The sequence below is a fragment of the Veillonella fallax genome, from assembly GCF_020687175.1.
In the GTDB taxonomy this organism is placed as follows: domain Bacteria; phylum Bacillota; class Negativicutes; order Veillonellales; family Veillonellaceae; genus Veillonella; species Veillonella fallax.
In genome coordinates this window covers 74144-93058 of the sequence record NZ_JAJEQD010000007.1, presented here as the reverse complement: position 1 = coordinate 93058, position 18915 = coordinate 74144, and the positions used below count along the sequence as shown (strand labels likewise).

At 39.8% G+C, this 18915-nt stretch carries 14 protein-coding genes; 3 read left to right on the top strand and 11 right to left on the bottom strand.

Features of this window, described 5'->3' with window-relative positions:
* Positions 1-57 precede the first annotated feature (57 nt).
* Positions 58-1941 carry a DNA helicase RecQ gene (gene recQ / locus LKD20_RS04910; RefSeq protein ID WP_227721054.1) on the bottom strand — a complete coding sequence of 628 codons (1884 nt, stop codon included), beginning with the start codon at positions 1939-1941 and terminating at the stop codon, positions 58-60.
* Between the two features lie 323 nt (positions 1942-2264).
* On the opposite strand from recQ, the gene putP reads away from it, so the two are divergent.
* Complete coding sequence (gene putP / locus LKD20_RS04905) at positions 2265-3752, top strand: sodium/proline symporter PutP (RefSeq protein WP_227721053.1); 1488 nt, start codon at positions 2265-2267, stop codon at positions 3750-3752.
* A 74-nt stretch (positions 3753-3826) separates the two neighbouring features.
* On the opposite strand, the gene LKD20_RS04900 is transcribed toward putP, so the two are convergent.
* From LKD20_RS04900 to nifJ, 3 genes are all read right to left on the bottom strand, one after another.
* Positions 3827-4855, bottom strand: a complete 1029-nt coding sequence (locus LKD20_RS04900; protein ID WP_105084871.1) for a helix-turn-helix transcriptional regulator — start codon at positions 4853-4855, stop codon at positions 3827-3829.
* Positions 4856-5204: 349 nt separating this feature from the next.
* Positions 5205-6821, bottom strand: coding sequence for a methyltransferase regulatory domain-containing protein (locus tag LKD20_RS04895; RefSeq protein WP_227721052.1), 1617 nt, complete (start codon positions 6819-6821; stop codon positions 5205-5207).
* Between the two features lie 272 nt (positions 6822-7093).
* Positions 7094-10630 carry a pyruvate:ferredoxin (flavodoxin) oxidoreductase gene (gene nifJ / locus LKD20_RS04890; RefSeq protein WP_227721051.1) on the bottom strand — a complete coding sequence of 1179 codons (3537 nt, stop codon included), beginning with the start codon at positions 10628-10630 and terminating at the stop codon, positions 7094-7096.
* Positions 10631-11015: 385 nt separating this feature from the next.
* On the opposite strand from nifJ, the gene LKD20_RS04885 reads away from it, so the two are divergent.
* Both LKD20_RS04885 and LKD20_RS04880 read left to right on the top strand, forming a co-directional pair.
* Positions 11016-11939, top strand: coding sequence for a LysR family transcriptional regulator (locus LKD20_RS04885; RefSeq protein ID WP_105094131.1), 924 nt, complete (start codon positions 11016-11018; stop codon positions 11937-11939).
* Positions 11939-12358 carry a hypothetical protein gene (locus LKD20_RS04880; protein WP_227721050.1) on the top strand — a complete coding sequence of 140 codons (420 nt, stop codon included), beginning with the start codon at positions 11939-11941 and terminating at the stop codon, positions 12356-12358. Before LKD20_RS04885 ends, LKD20_RS04880 begins: the two co-directional genes overlap by 1 nt.
* A gap of 70 nt (positions 12359-12428) precedes the next feature.
* Here the strand turns inward: LKD20_RS04880 and LKD20_RS04875 are convergent, their stop codons facing one another.
* The 7 genes from LKD20_RS04875 to citD form a co-directional block, all read right to left on the bottom strand.
* Positions 12429-13325: a hypothetical protein gene (locus LKD20_RS04875; RefSeq protein WP_227721049.1), complete on the bottom strand. Its 897-nt coding sequence runs from the start codon at positions 13323-13325 to the stop codon at positions 12429-12431.
* A 156-nt stretch (positions 13326-13481) separates the two neighbouring features.
* Complete coding sequence (locus tag LKD20_RS04870; protein WP_213467167.1) at positions 13482-14795, bottom strand: MFS transporter; 1314 nt, start codon at positions 14793-14795, stop codon at positions 13482-13484.
* A gap of 241 nt (positions 14796-15036) precedes the next feature.
* Positions 15037-15393 carry a cupin domain-containing protein gene (locus LKD20_RS04865; RefSeq protein ID WP_227721048.1) on the bottom strand — a complete coding sequence of 119 codons (357 nt, stop codon included), beginning with the start codon at positions 15391-15393 and terminating at the stop codon, positions 15037-15039.
* 28 nt (positions 15394-15421) lie between these two features.
* Positions 15422-15703: a DUF4261 domain-containing protein gene (locus LKD20_RS09640; protein WP_432049332.1), complete on the bottom strand. Its 282-nt coding sequence runs from the start codon at positions 15701-15703 to the stop codon at positions 15422-15424.
* A 434-nt stretch (positions 15704-16137) separates the two neighbouring features.
* Complete coding sequence (citF, locus tag LKD20_RS04855) at positions 16138-17685, bottom strand: citrate lyase subunit alpha (protein ID WP_060924527.1); 1548 nt, start codon at positions 17683-17685, stop codon at positions 16138-16140.
* Positions 17675-18640, bottom strand: coding sequence for an HpcH/HpaI aldolase/citrate lyase family protein (locus LKD20_RS04850; protein ID WP_004695279.1), 966 nt, complete (start codon positions 18638-18640; stop codon positions 17675-17677). The genes citF and LKD20_RS04850 overlap by 11 nt, the downstream gene beginning before the upstream one ends.
* The gene (gene citD, locus LKD20_RS04845; protein ID WP_005385629.1) at positions 18640-18909 is read right to left on the bottom strand and encodes a citrate lyase acyl carrier protein; all 270 of its coding nucleotides are present in this window, start codon (positions 18907-18909) and stop codon (positions 18640-18642) included. Before citD ends, LKD20_RS04850 begins: the two co-directional genes overlap by 1 nt.
* Positions 18910-18915 lie beyond the last annotated feature (6 nt).

Sequence of the window (18915 nt, the reverse complement as noted above, 5' to 3'; positions counted from 1 at the left end):
ATATAGTACTATCATACTAAAAAATACATCGTACTACCATATATACAGTAAAATTTATTATCCCTTATATTCTGCAATGGCCTGTAAAAAACTGAGGCCATATTTTTTCAATTTTGCTTCCCCTACACCTTTAACATTGCCAAACTCACCTAATGTAGTTGGTCGTAAATTGGCTAGGTCAATAAGTACTGTATCGGGGAAGATAAGATATGGTCGAAGCCCTGCCTCTTCGGCTAAGCGCTTACGATGTTGTCGTAAATGTTCAAATAAACCACCCGCCCCGGAACTAGCTTTTCCTCGTGATGTAGTAGACGTAGACCGACTAGTTCGAGATGGTACAGACACATGTTGTCTGATTTCCTCTACCTCTTTATGCCCAGCAAGGACCTCCTCCGCACCAGCCGTCAAGGATAGCACAGGATACTTACCTGAAGAACTACACAAGTACCCAGAGGCTACAAACTGTTGGATGAGCCCTTTAATAGATTTCTCGTCTACATTACTTAGTAAACCAAAGACAGGCAGTGCATCGTGGCCTGCCCGCATAATGCGGTCAGTTCGCTCACCACGTACGATAGAGGTAATCATAGAGGCACCATAGCGCTCATCGGTCCCCATAATAGCACGGAATATAGCCTTCGCCTCTTTTGTTACATTTACCTTATCACCGGAGCCTTTACAGGAACTACAATTATCACAAGTAGTCCAAACGGTGCTTTCACCAAAATAGTTAAGCATATATTTACGTAAGCAATTACTGCAGAAACAGTAGTCAATCATAGACTGTAATTTACGAAGCTCCACCTCTTGCCGCTCAGGTGTCTCGATGGACTGTTCAATCAAATACTTATGAACCTGTACATCCTGCCCACTGTAGAGCAAGATACATTCTGCAGGAGCTCCATCGCGACCTGCACGACCCGCTTCTTGATAGTAAGACTCCATGTTGCGCGGCATTTGGTAGTGCAACACATAGCGCACATTACTCTTGTCGATGCCCATACCAAAGGCGTTGGTAGCCACCATGACCTGCAGTTTATCATCTGCATAAGCGTTTTGCATCTCACGGCGCACCTCGTCGCTGAGACCTCCATGATAATGACCTACCTTAATGCCTGCACGGGTTAGATTTTCATACACCCGATCTACATCCTTGCGCGTCGCACAATAGATAATACCATTTTCGTTGGCATGTTGGCGTACATAGTGAACCACATAGTCCATGCGCTTTGGTGTACGGATGACAGAGAAAGATAAATTAGGCCGATCAAAACCCGTTACATACACATTTGCCTTATCTAGGCCTAATAGTTTCTTGATATCATTTTCTACATATTTCGTAGCCGTCGCCGTGAAAGCCCCTACGATAGGACGCTTCGGTAGTGAGTTGAGCCACTCACCGATGAGGCGATAGGAGGGTCTAAAGTCATGCCCCCACTCCGATATACAATGGGCCTCATCTACAATGACTTGAGCAATAGGCAACGCTCGCAGCACATTACAGAAGAAATTAGAACCTAGTCGCTCTGGTGCAATATATAAGAGCTTAATCTTACCACTACGTACCTCGTACATAGTCTTATTAAACTCCGCTTGGGTAAGGGTACTATTAATGAGTGCCGCTGGAATGTTCTGCACTAATAGACCATCTACCTGGTCTTTCATAAGAGAAATGAGCGGCGAAAACACGATAGTAAGGCCCGGCTTACAAAGCGCAGGAATCTGGAAACAGATAGACTTGCCAGCCCCCGTCGGCATGATGCCTATTACATCTTCGTTACGTAACAAGGATGCAACGGGCGCCTCTTGAGCCGGTCTAAAGGAGGTATACCCAAAGTAGGTTTCCAACATACGCAATGCGTGTTGCTTCATTTGGGCCTGTTGGTTCGCCCCATCACGCTGTGTTCCCACAACGTTCTTTGTGGTTTGTTGTTGTTCCATAGGGCCCTCCTTTCATGTTCCAGAAATATACATACAAGACCATAATTACGACTATCAATGACGAAATTTCGTATACAAAACACGAAATATCATTTTTCCATTCTTATATTTTAACATATTTCATATGCCATTGGGCTTATTAGTATAAACGATTTATTAGTCCAACGTCTAATGCATATGTAGAAAACCAATCTTCAAAATTTGTATAGAAACTACGTAATATCACGAAATTTTTACACTCTAAAGTGCTAATATATGGTACAATAGGAATTATTTATAATACTATAGAATAAAACTACAACCTAAGGAGGTCTTATATAGGCATGACACAAGACAACTTAATGATTATGATCGCCTTTGCCTTATACCTAGGACTCATGATGTATATCGGGGTCTACTATTACAGGAAATCTAACAGCATTGGTGATTACATCCTCGGTGGCCGACAACTAGGACCATGGATTACAGCACTTAGTGCGGAAGCATCAGATATGAGTGGTTGGATGCTCATGGGTGTACCGGGTCTTGCGTATACTACGGGGATTTCTGGTGTATGGATTGCCGTAGGCCTCACATTGGGTACATGGGCGAACTGGAAATTCGTTTCTAGACGCTTGCGTAATCATACAGAGGTAGCTAGCGACAGTTTAACCTTACCGGATTACTTGAAGAATCGTTTCCACGATCAATCCCATTCGGTAGCTGTCATTTCCGCCTTATTTATCTTGATTTTCTTCTTGATATATACATCATCAGGCTTTGTAGCAGGTGGCAAGTTATTCAATACCATCTTTGGTCTTGATTACACAGTATCCCTCTTTATTACAGCAGGCATCGTCGTATTCTATACATTCCTCGGTGGCTTCCTCGCTGTATCTTGGACAGACTGTATCCAAGGGGCATTGATGTTCTTTGCTATCTTAGCAGTACCAATTACGGCTGCCATGTTTATGGGTGGCCCTATTGAAACATTCCAGCTCATTCAACATGAGTTCCCGCAAGGACTTAGCCTATTTGGTGATCCATCCGACTGGTTCACATGGGCTATCGGCTTAATTTCTTCTCTTGGTTGGGGTCTTGGCTACTTCGGTCAACCTCATATCCTCGTAAGATTCATGGCTATCTCCGATGCGAAAGAGCTTAAAAAATCTACAAACATCGCCATGGTTTGGGTTATCTTATCCCTTATGGCGGCCATCGCTGTAGGCCTCATCGGTCACGTATATATGTTGCCTGATGTATTAGTCGGCACTGATGCGGAAACTGTATTCCTCATCATGACAGAACGCCTCTTTACACCATTTGTAGCAGGTCTCATCTGGTCTGCCGTATTAGCGGCTATCATGAGTACCGCATCTGCACAGTTATTAGTAACAGCTTCTGCTATTTCTAATGACTTCTATGCCAATATCATTCATCCTAAAGCAAGTGATAAGGAACTAGTGCTTGTAAGTCGTATCGTAGTACTTATCGTAGCATTGATTGCCATCTATATGGCGATGGATCCTGATAGCTACATCTTAACAATGGTTGCCTATGCATGGGCAGGCTTTGGTGCCGCCTTTGGTCCAGCCATCTTGTTCTCCTTATTCTGGAAACGTATGACACGTCATGGCTGTATCGCCGGTATCGTCGTAGGTGGTTTAACCGTACTCATTTGGAAACAATTTGGATTCCTCGGCCTTTACGAAATCGTACCAGGCTTCCTCTTCTCTTCCATCGCTATCTATGTAGTGAGTATCATGGGTAAATTACCTCCTCGTCCAGTTCTTAAGGACTATCGCGAAGCAGAAAAAATGCATGTTCTATAAATTAGAAACCGGACGTTTAAAATAGCATACATAAAAATAGAGCTAGTTGATTCAACGATCAACTAGCTCTTTTATTATGAGTATTGTTCTAAGCCTTCCTTAATAGCTTCTTTCACTTCTGCTACCAAGGATGCTGGTGAAAGTACTTTCACACTTTGCATATATTGAAGTGCCCAATACTTAAAGGCATCATGATTTACACGTACACGGCATACAACATCATCAGATGTGACGTTGGTGAATTCCACATTGCCATCGAACCAATCTAAAATTTGGTTTACAATAGACCGCTTTGCCTTAAAACTTACGGTAATGGATTCACCGCCAAACATGTAAATATGTTCTTTTACATATTGTGATACATTAAAGGTGCGTTGCTGATTATAGCCCTTTATCTCCCGTAAAGGTTTTCTGCGTTCGCTCAGCACCGTAATGTGTGCAATTCGATCGACACGCAATGTAGACATGTCATCATAATTTTCATGGTTCCCAACTAGGTAATAGTGTCCCCGATTCATAACTAGTTGGAATGGATTGAATACATACTTTCGCTCCTTATTATCTGGACCGAGATTAATATGTAATCGTTTATCCACGTCAGGTTGGCAATAAGCCAAGGAAATTTTTCTCCCCTTTTGTATTGCTTCCTCTATGAGATCAATATTAAGGAATAAGTCCTGACTTCTATGAAGGTAACCCGTAGCACTTTCAATATCAATACCATGAGGCTTGAAATGAGAGCTACCCAATTTAGCAACACGACTAATTAAATCCTTACGTTGAGATGCGGTGATATGACGAGACGCCAAAATACCGTCAATTAATAATCTCAATTCTGAATCTTCAAAGGTATGAATCATATAGAAATCAGTACGGCGAATAGTACCATCTGCTCCTACGGCAGACTCTTCACATTGAATACCAAAATCACCAGATTCATATAAATCATTTAAATGACGGCCTAAGGTCTTCCGATCGACGGATACCTCGTACCGCTCGGCTAATATACTGCGAATCTCCTCTTGAGATAAAGTATGATTAGCATCCGTTTCACTTTTCAGGATCTCTAGTATATATACTAGAACGGCCTTCTTAGATGCCATAAAAGACTCCTTTTACAAATAATACAATAAAAACAACATTGTAACTAATACAATTTATAATATCATCCACAACACATCGGATGATGTTCACAAAAATACCCATACATAGTATACCATACTTTTCATATATGGTTCATTTATTTCTCATTAATTTTATCGATTTACTATACTTTTTTGGCAATATTAAATAACTAAATGTAATAATTATTAAAAAAGATTAAATTAAATTATATAAAACAAAAACCCATTACTACTTAATACACATAAATGTTATAAGTGTAATGGGTTTTATGTTTATTCTGAAAATTATATGAATCACTAAAATATTAGCTTAGAAATTTTAAAAGAATTACGAAAGACCATCGTTTTTCTTACTTCTAATAAAGCCTAATTGTTCCATACGCTTCGTCAATTCATTATAGAATGCTTCCGCCATGGCATTTTGGTGTTTACCAGTTTGGGCCTTATCAGCGCTAAAGAGAGAATCTTTAATCTTCTTAATCATAGTAGACTTAGCTTTAGGCTTATTCAACAATTCCATGAACAATAAATCTTCTTCAGAAATATCACCAATAGCGTCATTGAACATATTTGCACCATAAATATATTCACTACCACCATCAGCAATAGCTTTTACAAAGTTTGTAAAACGAGCTGGTACATAGGATAAGCCCTCCATATATTCCTGTTTATCAGGGAATGTTTTATAGAATCGAATACCCCCGCGTACCATATGTTCAACAATAGCTTTATATAAGCTGCACACCGCTGGTTCTAAATCCTCTTCAGATGCCTTAGCAGCATCGTGAGCGGCTTTTAAAATGGCGAGAGCTTCAATCATATTAAACGTACCACCATCTTTAATAAGCGCTTGGAATGTATCTCTTACAAGCTTATTTTCAAACATTTCTAAAGCTTCTTCATCAAAGAGTATTTGGAATACAAAACTATTCACAATGGTACGTACAGGTATTGTATTCACCTTTTCAGGATTAGCTACATCATAGTTAAGATTCTTTGCAGCATCTGCTTTACAAATAATAGACTTACGGAATGTGGTGTCCAACATAAAGTCTAAGTATTGTTCTTGATCCGCTTGGCTATTAGGAGCCAATTTTTCAAGCTTATCGGCGATACTTTCATCATAGGTACGAACCATAGATAATGTTAAATCTGCATCACATACATACGCTAGATTGTGAGCCTTCAAATGATCGTTAAATTGGTAAAAATAGCATGGATCATTATGAGGTTCTAAATGGTCGTGACCTACATAATAATCATCCTTGTGCATAACAGAACGCAACGCCCCTAAGAATTTACTATTACGTTCCTTAAGGTTGTCATAATTAAGAATTTGAGAACCTACTAAGCTTCCTACAGTCTTACCGCGCAATACCTTTTCTTTATGTGTTAATTCATCATGACCACGATTAGCAAATAGCATGAGCTGACGCACCTCTTCCATCGTATGCCAGCCAGGATATGTATTATATGACACATAGGCAATGCCATTATCAGCCAAATGATTGGATATAATAGCGAGCAATTTATCCTTCATCTCATCGCTAATCCAAGAGTAAAAACCATGAGCGATAATGTAATCAAAGGTTCCTAAGGTCTCATCAAAGTTCATAATATCCCCTTGAATTAGAGATACATTATCCAACTTAGCATCACTAATAATTTTGTTTCCCTTCTCTACTTGATCTTGAGAAAGCTCTATACCTACAAAGGTTGCTTCTGGATTATGTACAGCTTGAGAAATAATATTTCCACCATAGGTAGCACCTAATTCAAGGACACGAGCTGTCTTTGCAGGTGGAGTATTAAGACCTACAAGTGTACCATACGCTTCTAAATACGCAGGTGTTGTAAATGGAAATGGATAGGATTTATAGCCTAACTCTTTATATATTGTTTGTTGCATATCATCTGTTGTGATCTGTTGGTTATCCTTAGCCATAAGCACCTCTATATTACGATTAAAATTACCTAGTTATCTATCAATGTAACAATGCAATATACTTACGTATAACTGCATAACTATCTAATATTATATCAAATTCCTAATATATTACCTATGGTAAAAGCATTAGTAACATAGGAATAACAGATTCATGACGTGCCCCTATTAATGTAAGATAGACTCAAACATATGGAAGATATAATTTTATATACAAAAGAGGCACCCTCGAGAGGGTGCCTCTTATTAGTTCTTAGTCGTTAAATAACGAATTATTTTACGTCTTCGAAACCTTTTTGTAAGCGAACATAGCTTAAGCGACGATCTTTAGCGTCTTGTTCAGTTTTAGCGAACAATTCTTCTGCAACATCTGGAGCTGCTTTAGCCAAGGAAGCGTAACGAACTTCACCTTTAAGGAAGTCTTGGAAGTTTTCAGTTGGTTCTTTGGAATCCAAGGAGAATGGATTTTTACCTTCTTCTTTAAGTTGAGGGTTGTATCTGTAAAGATCCCAGTAACCAGCTGCAACTGCTTTACGTTGTTCTTCTTGAGCTTTACCCATACCAGCTTTGATACCGTGGTTGATACATGGGCTGTAAGCGATGATCAAGGAAGGACCTGGATATGCTTCAGCTTCTGCAACAGCTTTCATCAATTGGTTTTTATCTGCACCCATAGCTACTTGTGCTACGTATACATAACCATAAGACATAGCCATCATGCCAAGGTCTTTTTTCTTAGTACGTTTACCAGAAGCTGCGAATTGAGCAACTGCTGCGATATTAGTAGATTTGGAAGCTTGACCACCAGTGTTGGAGTATACTTCAGTATCGAATACGAAAATGTTGATGTCTTCGCCAGAAGCTAATACATGGTCAACACCGCCGAAGCCGATATCGTATGCCCAGCCGTCACCACCGAAGATCCAGTGGGAACGTTTGATCAAGAATTGTTTTTTCTCAAGAATTTCTTTCAATTCTGGAGTTGTAGCACCTTCAGCTTCGATAGCTGCTACTAAACGTTCGGAACGTTGACGAGTTGCTGCACCAAGGTTAGCAAATTCGATCCATTGTTCCAAAGCTTCTTTCAATTCGCCTGTAGCAGTTTCTACAGCTTTAGAAGCTAATTCTACTAATTGTTGACGAATTTTCTTAACGCCGATGTACATACCATAACCATACTCAGCATTGTCTTCGAACAAGGAGTTTGCCCAAGAAGGACCTTGACCTTGTTGGTTAGTTGTGTATGGAGATGCAGGCATGGAAGCACCCCAAATGGAGGAACAACCAGTTGCATTGGCAATCATCATGCGGTCACCGAACAATTGAGTTAACAATTTAGCGTAAGGAGTTTCACCACAACCTGCGCAAGCACCGGAGAACTCGAACAATGGTTGTTCGAATTGGGAACCTTTAACAGTTTCCTTCTTCATAGGGTTTTCTTTTACAGGAAGGTTAACACCGTAGTTCCATGCTTCAGCTTGTTCGATTTCGGAATCGATGGAAGTCATTACGATAGCTTTGCCTTTAGGAGCTGGACAGATATCAACACAGTTACCGCAACCCAAGCAATCTAATGGGGATACTGCGATACGGAATTGAAGGTCTTTAGCGCCCAATGCAGGGATTGTATCGAAATGTTCTGGAGCTGCAGCCACTTCTGCTTCAGTTGCCAAGATTGGACGAATTGTAGCATGTGGACATACGAAGGAACATTGGTTACATTGGATACAGTTTTCAGGTAACCATTTTGGAACGAACAATGCAGGACCGCGTTTTTCGAATTTAGCAGTACCAGCAGGTAATGTACCATCTTCGTAACCAGCGAATGTGGATACAGGAAGATCATAACCAGCTTGTGCATTGATTGGTTGTGCAATGTTTTGAACGAAGGATGGGCAAGATTCGCAACCAGGTTTAACTGCGTGGCCGCCTTCATCAACAGCGTTTTTCCAGTCAGCAGGAACATCTACTTTTACCAAAGCGTTAACGCCTTGATCGATAGCAGCGTTGTTCATGTCAACGATATTTTGACCTTTTTTACCGTAAGAAGTTACTACGGATTCTTTAAGATATTTAACAGCGTCATCTACAGGGATGATTTCAGTCAATTTGAAGAATGCAGCTTGAGTTACCATGTTGATACGACCGCCCAAACCGATTTCGGAAGCGATTTTCGCAGCGTTGATGATGTAGAAGTTCAATTCTTTTTCTGCGATTTGACGACGTAATTTAGCAGGTAAATGTTCGTTCAATTCTTCAGGAGACCAAGTACAGTTCAACAAGAATGTACCGCCTTTTTTGATGCCGCGGATCAAGTCGTATTCATGTACGTAAGATTGACGGTGACATGCTACGAATTGAGGTTCAGTTACCAAGTATGGCAAGTTGATTGGGTTTTTACCAAAACGAAGGTGAGACATTGTTACGCCACCAGATTTTTTGGAGTCGTAGTCGAAGTATGCTTGAGCATACATGTCAGTGTGGTCACCGATGATTTTGATAGCGGATTTGTTCGCACCTACAGTACCGTCAGAACCGAAGCCCCAGAATTTACATTCAGTCAAACCAGGAGTTTCAACTTCTACGCCTTCAGCACGATCCAAGGACAAGAATGTAACATCATCATTGATACCCAATGTGAAGAATTTCTTGCCGTTTTCAGCAGCCAAGTTATCGAATACAGATACGATGTCTGCAGGGATAACGTCTTTGGAGCTCAAACCATAACGACCAGCGATAACTTTTACGTTACGGCCACCGTCGATTACAGCAGCTTGTACGTCCAAGAACAATGGTTCAGCCAAAGCACCTGGTTCCTTAGTACGGTCAAGAACTGCAATGCGTTCTACTGTTTGAGGAAGAGCTTTCAACAAACGATCTGTTGCGAATGGACGGAACAAGTGAACGTTGATGAAACCAACTTTACGGCCCAATTTGTTTAAGTAGTCAACAGTGGATTGAACTACTTGAGCGGAGGAACCCATAGTTACGATTACGTCAGTTGCATCAGGAGCACCATGGTAGTTGAACAATTGGTAGTTAGTACCAGCCAATTTGTTAACTTCGTTCATGTAGTGTTCTACAACGTCAGGAACGTTCAAGTAGAATTTGTTGGATGCTTCACGATGTTGGAAGTAAACGTCAGGGTTTTCTGCAGTACCACGAGTTACAGGAGCATCTGGGTTTAAAGCGTTTTTACGGAAAGCTTTAACAGCGTCCATGTCAACCAATGGTTTTAAATCTTCATAGTCCCAGATTTCGATTTTTTGAATTTCGTGGGATGTACGGAAACCGTCGAAGAAGTTGATGAAAGGTACACGAGTTTTAATAGCTGTTAAGTGAGCTACAGCGGACAAGTCCATTACTTCTTGTACGGAGGATTCAGCAAGCATAGCGCAGCCAGCTGCACGAGCAGCCATTACGTCTTGATGGTCACCGAAGATAGCCAAAGCATGTGCAGCCAATGCACGAGCAGCTACTTGGAATACACCTGGAAGTAATTCGCCTGCTACTTTGTATAAGTTAGGAAGCATCAATAACAAACCTTGGGAAGATGTGAAAGTTGTTGTTAATGCACCAGCTTGTAAAGAACCGTGAGTTGCGGCAGCAGCACCTGCTTCAGATTGCATTTCTACAACTTGAACAGTGTTGCCGAAAATGTTTTTACGACCAGACGCAGCCCATTCGTCAATGTGTTCTGGCATTGGAGAAGATGGAGTGATTGGGTAAATCGCAGCAACTTCAGTAAAACCATAAGAAACGTGAGCAGCCGCTTGGTTGCCGTCCATAGTTTTAAATTTACGACTCATGTGATTATTGCCTCCTTAAGCATTTAGCAAAAATAGAACACTTGCTTAATCTATCATTATGTTTAGGAATAACAACCATTACAAACTTGCGCACATGAAAAAATAATGCAATAATATATATGTTATATATAATATGGCATTATGTGTGAACATACTTTTGTATTGGGCACAACCATAATTCCTAATATCATAACTTGATATAGCCCTATAAGCACATTATAACGTGCTGGGCCCTATCAACGCAACACATACAGTGACTGTCGCTTTGCCAATATTGCTATCCATGCTTTACATAAAGTAATAGCTAATTGCGTTATAGTAATAACTATTCTCATTTAGTTTAGGTCACTTCCTATAACCAAGTTTTATTTTTAGGGGGTTAATTATGGATTTTCATCATTTGAAATACTTCGTTGAAGTAGCTGATCAAAAAAGCTTTAGTAAAGCTGCGCGGAATTTGCACATCTCCCAATCCGCTATCAGCCGTACTATTAAAGCTTTAGAAGACGAACTTGGTGTTGTTCTCTTCATGCGTAATGCTAAATCTGTAGAACTTACTGATGGGGGTACCATCTTCTTAACCCACGCAAAACGCGTAGTATTCATGTTTGAACATCTTAAAACTGATTTTGAAAACGAATTTCGTTTGGAACAAGGTTCCATCAGAATTGGTATTCCACCAATTACCGATGCACCTATCTTTGCACAGCTTTTAGGTGAATTCAAAAAAGTATATCCACAAATCGAACTAGAACTTTACGAACAAGGTTCCAAAAAAGTTGAGATTAGTGTTCAGGAAGGCTTAATCGATATTGGTATCATTTGTACAAAACCAAATCCTAAAGAATTTGAATCCTTCTACCTCACTAGCGATCCACTTTCCGTTATTGTTCCTAAATCTAGTCCTCTAGCGAAAGAAAAAGAAATTCGTTTAGAAATGCTAGCTGATGAATCCTTCGTATTGCATAAAGATGATTTTAACTTACATGACGAAATCATCAAAGCTTGTAAACATACAGGTTTCCAACCTCATATTGTATTTGAAACAAGCCAACGTGATCTCATGTTACAAACAGTTAGTGCAGACCTTGCTATCGCATTGTTACCATCTCGCCTCTGCCCTGAGGTAGGTGAAAACACAGAGGTTGGTTCCAAGGTTGTTGTACGTCCACTTGTACCAGAAATCATTCATACACTTTATGTTATTTGGAAAAAAGGTCATTACCTCTCCCACGCTTCTCGCTTGTGGTTAGACTTCGTAAATTCCAAATTACCATTACCTGGATTACAACTTGAGGATCTTCAATAATGAATAAACCATCTGGGCTCGCATCTAAATTGCGGGCCCTTTTGAAAGCTAAAGAAACACCCATGTGGGGCGTTATTATCGTGCTGGTCATTGTCATAATCTTCCAGCAAATACAAATCTCAGAACTACAATGGCGTGTCGATGAAGACCACGATGGTTCTTCCGTTGATAGTGTAGCTGGTCGCCTTTACATCCTCGAAGGGATGGCTAATAAACATAGCGACCAACTGGATGATATCTTTAAAGACATTCGCCAACTACAAAACGATGGTGCCAAGTACGACTGGGAACTAAAACAACTACAATGGTTGCACCCAGAACTCAAAGTACGGCCACCAGAAGCAAACCCTTCCCCATTTAAATCGACGGATTTAAACCTCGATATGAACCCTGGGAAAGTGCCAGATGTAACAAAATAATAAAAGCCAGATACGGTAAATACATACTTAAAAGTATTTACCTTGTATCTGGCTTTTTATTATATCTGCCTTAATCCGTTTGAACTACAGTAATAGCTTTTATCTTTTTATCAAGAGGAATGTGCTTATATAAACTAAAATTCTTATTATAGGATTTTTCCCATTCGCTCACAACAGGGTAGTGCCTATGATGGAAATTACCTTTATCATCTATATAAAGAAAGAGATCTTTTTGAGCCATAACACCAAATCCCATCGCGTCCAAAGTATATCCCTTATGAACGCCATCATTTGTATTTAAATAATCTCGCAACTCTGCTTCACGAGATGCATTAACCCAGCCTAATTCCAATACTCTACTAACCAAAGTATCTTCAGCAGCCTTATAAGCTTTATTTGCCGCTATAAGACCTTTATCAGGAAACCCTTGAGCATCCTCTTGATATCCAAAAGCAGTCACTACTATAAGTTTTCCTGAGCCATACCGATTCTCGTAGGAAATAATCGGATCTGCTACTGTAATATTTTTCTCTACAAAGGGATTCCATAAGATTGAATCTATATAATGCTCTTGAGTTTTATACTCTACAATATATTTACTTTCACCCACCGCATCAGTAGTCGATTTTATTTTAATAGTACCCTCGTCATGAGTAAGGATATTAGAATCTACGTAATAAGCTGATACATAGTAATTGCCTAATATAGGCTTCAATTGACTCTGTAATTTATCTATCGTCTTACGTTGTTCTATATCACTAATATATTTAGCGCGCCCTAAATTCTTAACAGCTAACTCCCATGAATCATAAGGACCTGAAACTTTAACAACGTCACGGTTGTACACTGCAATTTTCTCAAAGGCAGCTCTACCTTCACCCGTCGGATCATGTAATGATATGGCACTTACAGATACGCCTAGTGTAAAAGTTGTTAATACGGTTGCTAATAATAACGTTCTATACATAGTATCCTCTCTCTATTTACTGTAGATTACATTACTCTTATTATACATAAAACAATATATTTACTAAAAGAAAAAGAGCTATATATTTATTCAATATCCGTCATAGAAAAGAATAAAAAATATAGCTCTTTTAAATTTGTAATTTTAATATTTAACTTAGTCGTCTTTGTGTTCCATAGATTTAGGTAATGTCAAAATCAATAGAGCTGCAAGGAACATGCAGGCCCCCATTACATAGTAACCGTAAGTAAAGCTACCTGTATGACCATTGATGAAACCAAGCATGTAAGGACCTACCCAGCCCCCCATGTTACCAGAGGAGTTAATAAGGCCCATCGCACCCGCCGCAGCAGCACCGGATAAGAATGTAGTTGGCATAGTCCACCATACACCCATGCCACCGTAAACGCCTACAGCAGTTAAGCAGATAAAGAATAAGCTAATTTCTGGGGATGGACTATGTGGCGTTGCTAAGAAGCCAATAGTACCAATGAATAATGTTGTAGCAACATGCCAACGTTTTTCATTGCGCTTTTCAGAGGAGTAACCACAATATACTTGTACAAGTAATGCAGCAGACATTGGAATCGCAATAGACCATGCTACAACACTTGGTGGCCAACCGGATAAGCTTTTAAGCACTTGAGGCATCCAGAAGCTAAAGCCCCAGAAGCCAATAACCCATAAGAAGTAAATTAACGCTAAACGTAATACTTTTGGATCTTTTAAAGCTTGCCATGTGGTATATTTCTTTACAGCTTGCTTTTGTTGCTCTTCTTTTTCAAGTTCAGCCTTGATATACGCTTTTTCTGCATCAGTTACCCAAGATGCATGATCTGGACGTTCTTTCATCCAGAATGCGAAAATGAACGCAAAAATTACAGCAGGAATGGCTTCAACGATAAAGAGTGTGCGCCAACCATGCAAACCAAAGAATGTTGTATCTAGCAAGATACCTGCCAATGGACCACCAATGATGTTAGAGAACAATAAAGATGTTAACATCAAGGAGATCGCTTTCGCACGTTCCTTTGGCAAGAACCAATTCGGTATCAGTAACGAATAAATTACAGGATATAAAGAGGCTTCACATAGACCGAGTAAGAATCGATAAATATAAAACTCCAACTCTGTAGTCATCGTCGTCATAAGAATACATACGAGACCCCAACTAAACATGATACGAGCCACCCAATGCATAGCGTTACAGCGAGCAGCTATTAAGGATGCTGGCACTTCAAATAAAACGTAGCCAATAAAGAAAATACCGGCCCCCATACCGAATACCTCTGGCGTTAACCATGGTAAATTCTCTTTCATGGTCAAGCCTGCATAGGCAATATTAACACGGTCTAAGAAGGCAATGATGGAAACAATAAATAAAGGTAAGACTACGTGTAGCATACGCCGCTTTGTAAAGTCTTTGAAATCGATGGCCCCACTTTGAGGCTCTGGTGTAGATGAGTTCATATAATTCCTTTCTACTACTTAAGATATTACATACCTTACTATCTTAAGAAAACAAAAGTCCTCTGTCAATGGAATTATATAGAATATAGAAATAACAAATAGGAATAGTAACACCAAAATAATAGCCTTTAAAAATAGAAAAAGGATATTTGCTAGGAATGACTGTATAAAACAAAAAGCACTTTATAGTATAAATATATCTCTATCACAAGATAAGAAAATACTATAAAGTGCTTTCATATTAATTTGTACTAACAGGATCATAATCAGCAGGCATAGGAGCAACGATACTTACAAAGATAACATCTTCTGTCCCAGTATTTTTTGCGCCATGACATTCACCCTTTTTAGATACTATAACTTGTCCCTTTGTAAAAGGCACCTCTGTATCAGGCGTTGGATAAAATACCCCCTTACCTTGCAATATAACCCATATATCATCAGAGTTATGATGGTAATGCTTTGGTAAGGTTTGCCCAGGTTTAATAACCCATACTGAACCACCTGTGGAATCAGTTTCATAAAATGGTGTCCTAACAGCTTTCTCTAGACTTTCAACTTTCACAAGTTCCATGTCAAAAACACGTTGATCACTCATAATGCTCACACCTTTCATCGATTAATAACTAACGAGTACCAGATGCGTATTCTCCCATATTAATATCTATAACAGTTCGAACACGTTGAATTAAAGAGTCCTCATATTGAACCTTCCATTTAATATCTGGATTCATATCTCCATTTTCTAAGCCTGCAATAGTTTGCCCGTCATCAATAGGATTATCATCTTCAAAGATATAATACAACACACTATATAAATAATCAATACTTTCAAAACAATTGCCTCGTTTACAGCTTTCCATATCAAATAGGTTTCGATAAGAAATATCTCCAGGTAACACAGACATCCAGTCTAAGGCATACTCTGATACACCAAATACGGTCTTTTCTGGATTAGGTCCATCTAAATCATCCTGTAACCATGCTGATATTATTTGGTACATATTTAATGTTTCATATTCATCTACTTCACTATAAAACTCACGTAATCCATCTAGGTCAATCTCTAAATTAGCAATACATCGATACATAGAAACTACCTCCTAAAGCTCCCCAATCTTGCTATGGTAAAAGTATAACTATATCTATGTACCATTTTTACCACATTAAATATTATGAATATTTTAAAAGTGAGCACTAAAGTATTATTAAAATACCAAAAGACCCTCTCCATAAGTCCGAGAACTATGGAGAGGGTCTTTATAGTCACTAATCAGTGAGGACTGGTAAAGCGATAGTGACATCACTATAGTTATAGTGATATGCGCCGATTACCAATCAATTATAGAGGTTTACGAACCACGTCGATGATAGAGCCATCGCGATATTCTACGATTGCAATGATATCTTCGTCTTTATCAGATACAGGGATATCTTGTGGTTTACCTACTAAGTCAAATGCTAATTGTTGTAATTCTTCAATTGTGAAGATAGGCAAGTTGCTATCTTTGAAGCGTTCAATCAAATCAGTACGAGCTGGGTTGATTGCGATACCGTATTCAGTAACGAGAACGTCAACAGAGGAGCCTGGTGTAATTACAGTTGCTACTTTGTCACGGATCATTGGCAATCGGCCACGGATCAATGGGCAAGTAATAACTGTGCATTTAGCACCTGCTGCTGTATCGGAGTGACCGCCAGAAGCGCCCATCAATACACCGTTGGAGTCAGTCATTACGTTTACGTTGAAATCAAGATCGATTTCAGTAGCACCAAGGAATACTACGTCTAAGTAGTTTGTAGTGCAGTCTGTCCATGGGTTAGCGTACATGGAAGCAGACATTTCGATGTGTGCAGGGTTTTTATCTAAAGATGCTGCTGCAGTTGTATCGAATGTTTGAGTATCGTAAATAGCACGAATCAAACCTTCTTCAAGCATACCAGTCAAGATACCAGTAGCACCACCGATAGCGAAGCCACCTACTTCACCGCGTTTGCGAAGCTTTTCAGCGATGAATTTTGCTACAGTTAATGGAGCACCACCAGCACCCAATTGGAATACGAAACCATCTTTAATGATGCCAGCTTGGTCAAGGAATTCACCAGCTAATTCAGCAATTTTAATTTGGATAGGGTTTTTAGTGAAACCTACCGCACCAGAAGCGATACCTTCTGGATCACCAATGCTTTCAACCTCAACAACATAATCTACGTCAGTTTGAGGGATTGCATAGTTGTGTACATAGTCAACCAAGTTATCTGTGATAATAACAGTTGTATCTGCATAGTGGGAGTCAACTTTAGCATAACCAAGCGCACCGCATGCGGATTTACCCATACGACCAGTAGCATTACCACGTGGGTCAGCTGTAGGAGCAGCCATGAAAGCCACGTCGATATGAACTTCGCCAGATTCGATAGCACGAGCACGGCCACCGTGGGAACGAATTACTACAGGGCGTTTTAATACGCCTGGGTTTTGAGTTAAGAATTTACCAAGACGATCGCGCAAGCCAGATGTTTCGATAGCTGTTACAGTACCATCTTGAATCATTTCTACCAAGAATTCATGGCATGGGGACAAGGAAGAAGACGCGATTGTAATGTCTTTAATGCCTTTTGCTTGAACGCGTTCCATAACCATTTTCATTACATAGTCGCCATTGCGCAAGTGATGATGGAAGGACAATGTCATACCATCTTTTACGCCAGCTTTTTCGATTGCTTCATCGATAGAAGCAAGTACTTTATTTGTACCAACACGGCTCATGTGTACAGGTTTACCTGCGCGATGAGCTTTAGGTTCAATTGCGAATTCACCTTGATATACTTCGCGACCTTCTAGTGCTGGAATATTTGTTGGGATATCGCGACCTACTTTATTTAACATCGTATTCTGCTCCTTCCTCTAATTCAACTTTAATGCCTGCTGCACGTGCTTTATCAACTACGCGTTGTGCACGAACTACGATAGGACCATCGATCATTTTACCATCTACGGAGATTACGCCTTTATTGTTGCGTAATGCATCTGCATAGCTGTTCAATACTTTAACAGAATGAGCGATTTCTTTTTCGTCAGGAGTGAATACTTCGTGGATAATTTTGATTTGGCTTGGGTGGATACAAGATTTGCCATCGTAACCCAAAGCTTTAATGAATTCAACTTCTTCGCGGAAACCTTGTGGGTCTTTCACGTCAGAGAATACAGTATCGATTACGCGGATACCTGCTTCGCGTGCTGCATGAAGGATTGTTTGACGAGCGAACAACAATTCAACAGCTGGTTTATGTTTACCTGTACGAAGGTCAGCACGGTAGTCTTCAGCGCCAAGAGCGATAGCTACTACGCGAGGGCCGTGACAGATTTCGCGAACATTGTACAAGCCACGAACGGATTCGATAGCTACGATAATGTTGATTGTACCTTCTGGCCAACCGTTAGCTTTTTCTACTTCTTCAATTTTCTTTGCTACGATTTCAACTTCAGAAACATCTTCAGTTTTAGGTAAACGAATCATATCAGGTTTAGCTGGAACGATTACATCAAGATCGTCATAGCCATAAGGAGTTTGTGTAGGATGGTTGATACGTACAACTGTTTCTGCACGGAATTTACGGGATTTCAATGCTTCTGCAGTTAAAAGACGAGCTGTATCTTTTTCTGTAATAGGCACGGAATCTTCGATGTCGATCATGATGGAGTCAGCACCGTGAATGTCAGCACTGTTAATCATTTTAGGTGTATTACCAGGTACGAACATCATGGAACGAGACAAGCGTTTTTTAGCAGCCTCTGTTAATGGATTTGTTTTAACTTCTGGGAATGTTTTATCGTTAGCCATTATGCTTTGCTCCCCCTTTCCAATGCGCCTAATACGCGAGCTTTAATTGTGTAATCCCAAGCATTTTTGTCTTGTACAATTACTTTTACGCCATCAAAACCAGCTTCTTTTACTGTGTTTAAGATAACGGATTTAATTTGGTCGCCGTATTGGCGGATAACTTTGGATGTTAATTCAATTTCGATACCGCTAGCAATCGGTTCAACCGTTACTAATGCATCATTTTTTTCGTCGAAGCCAGCTTGTGCAGCTTTTACTAATTGTGCCATGTTGCA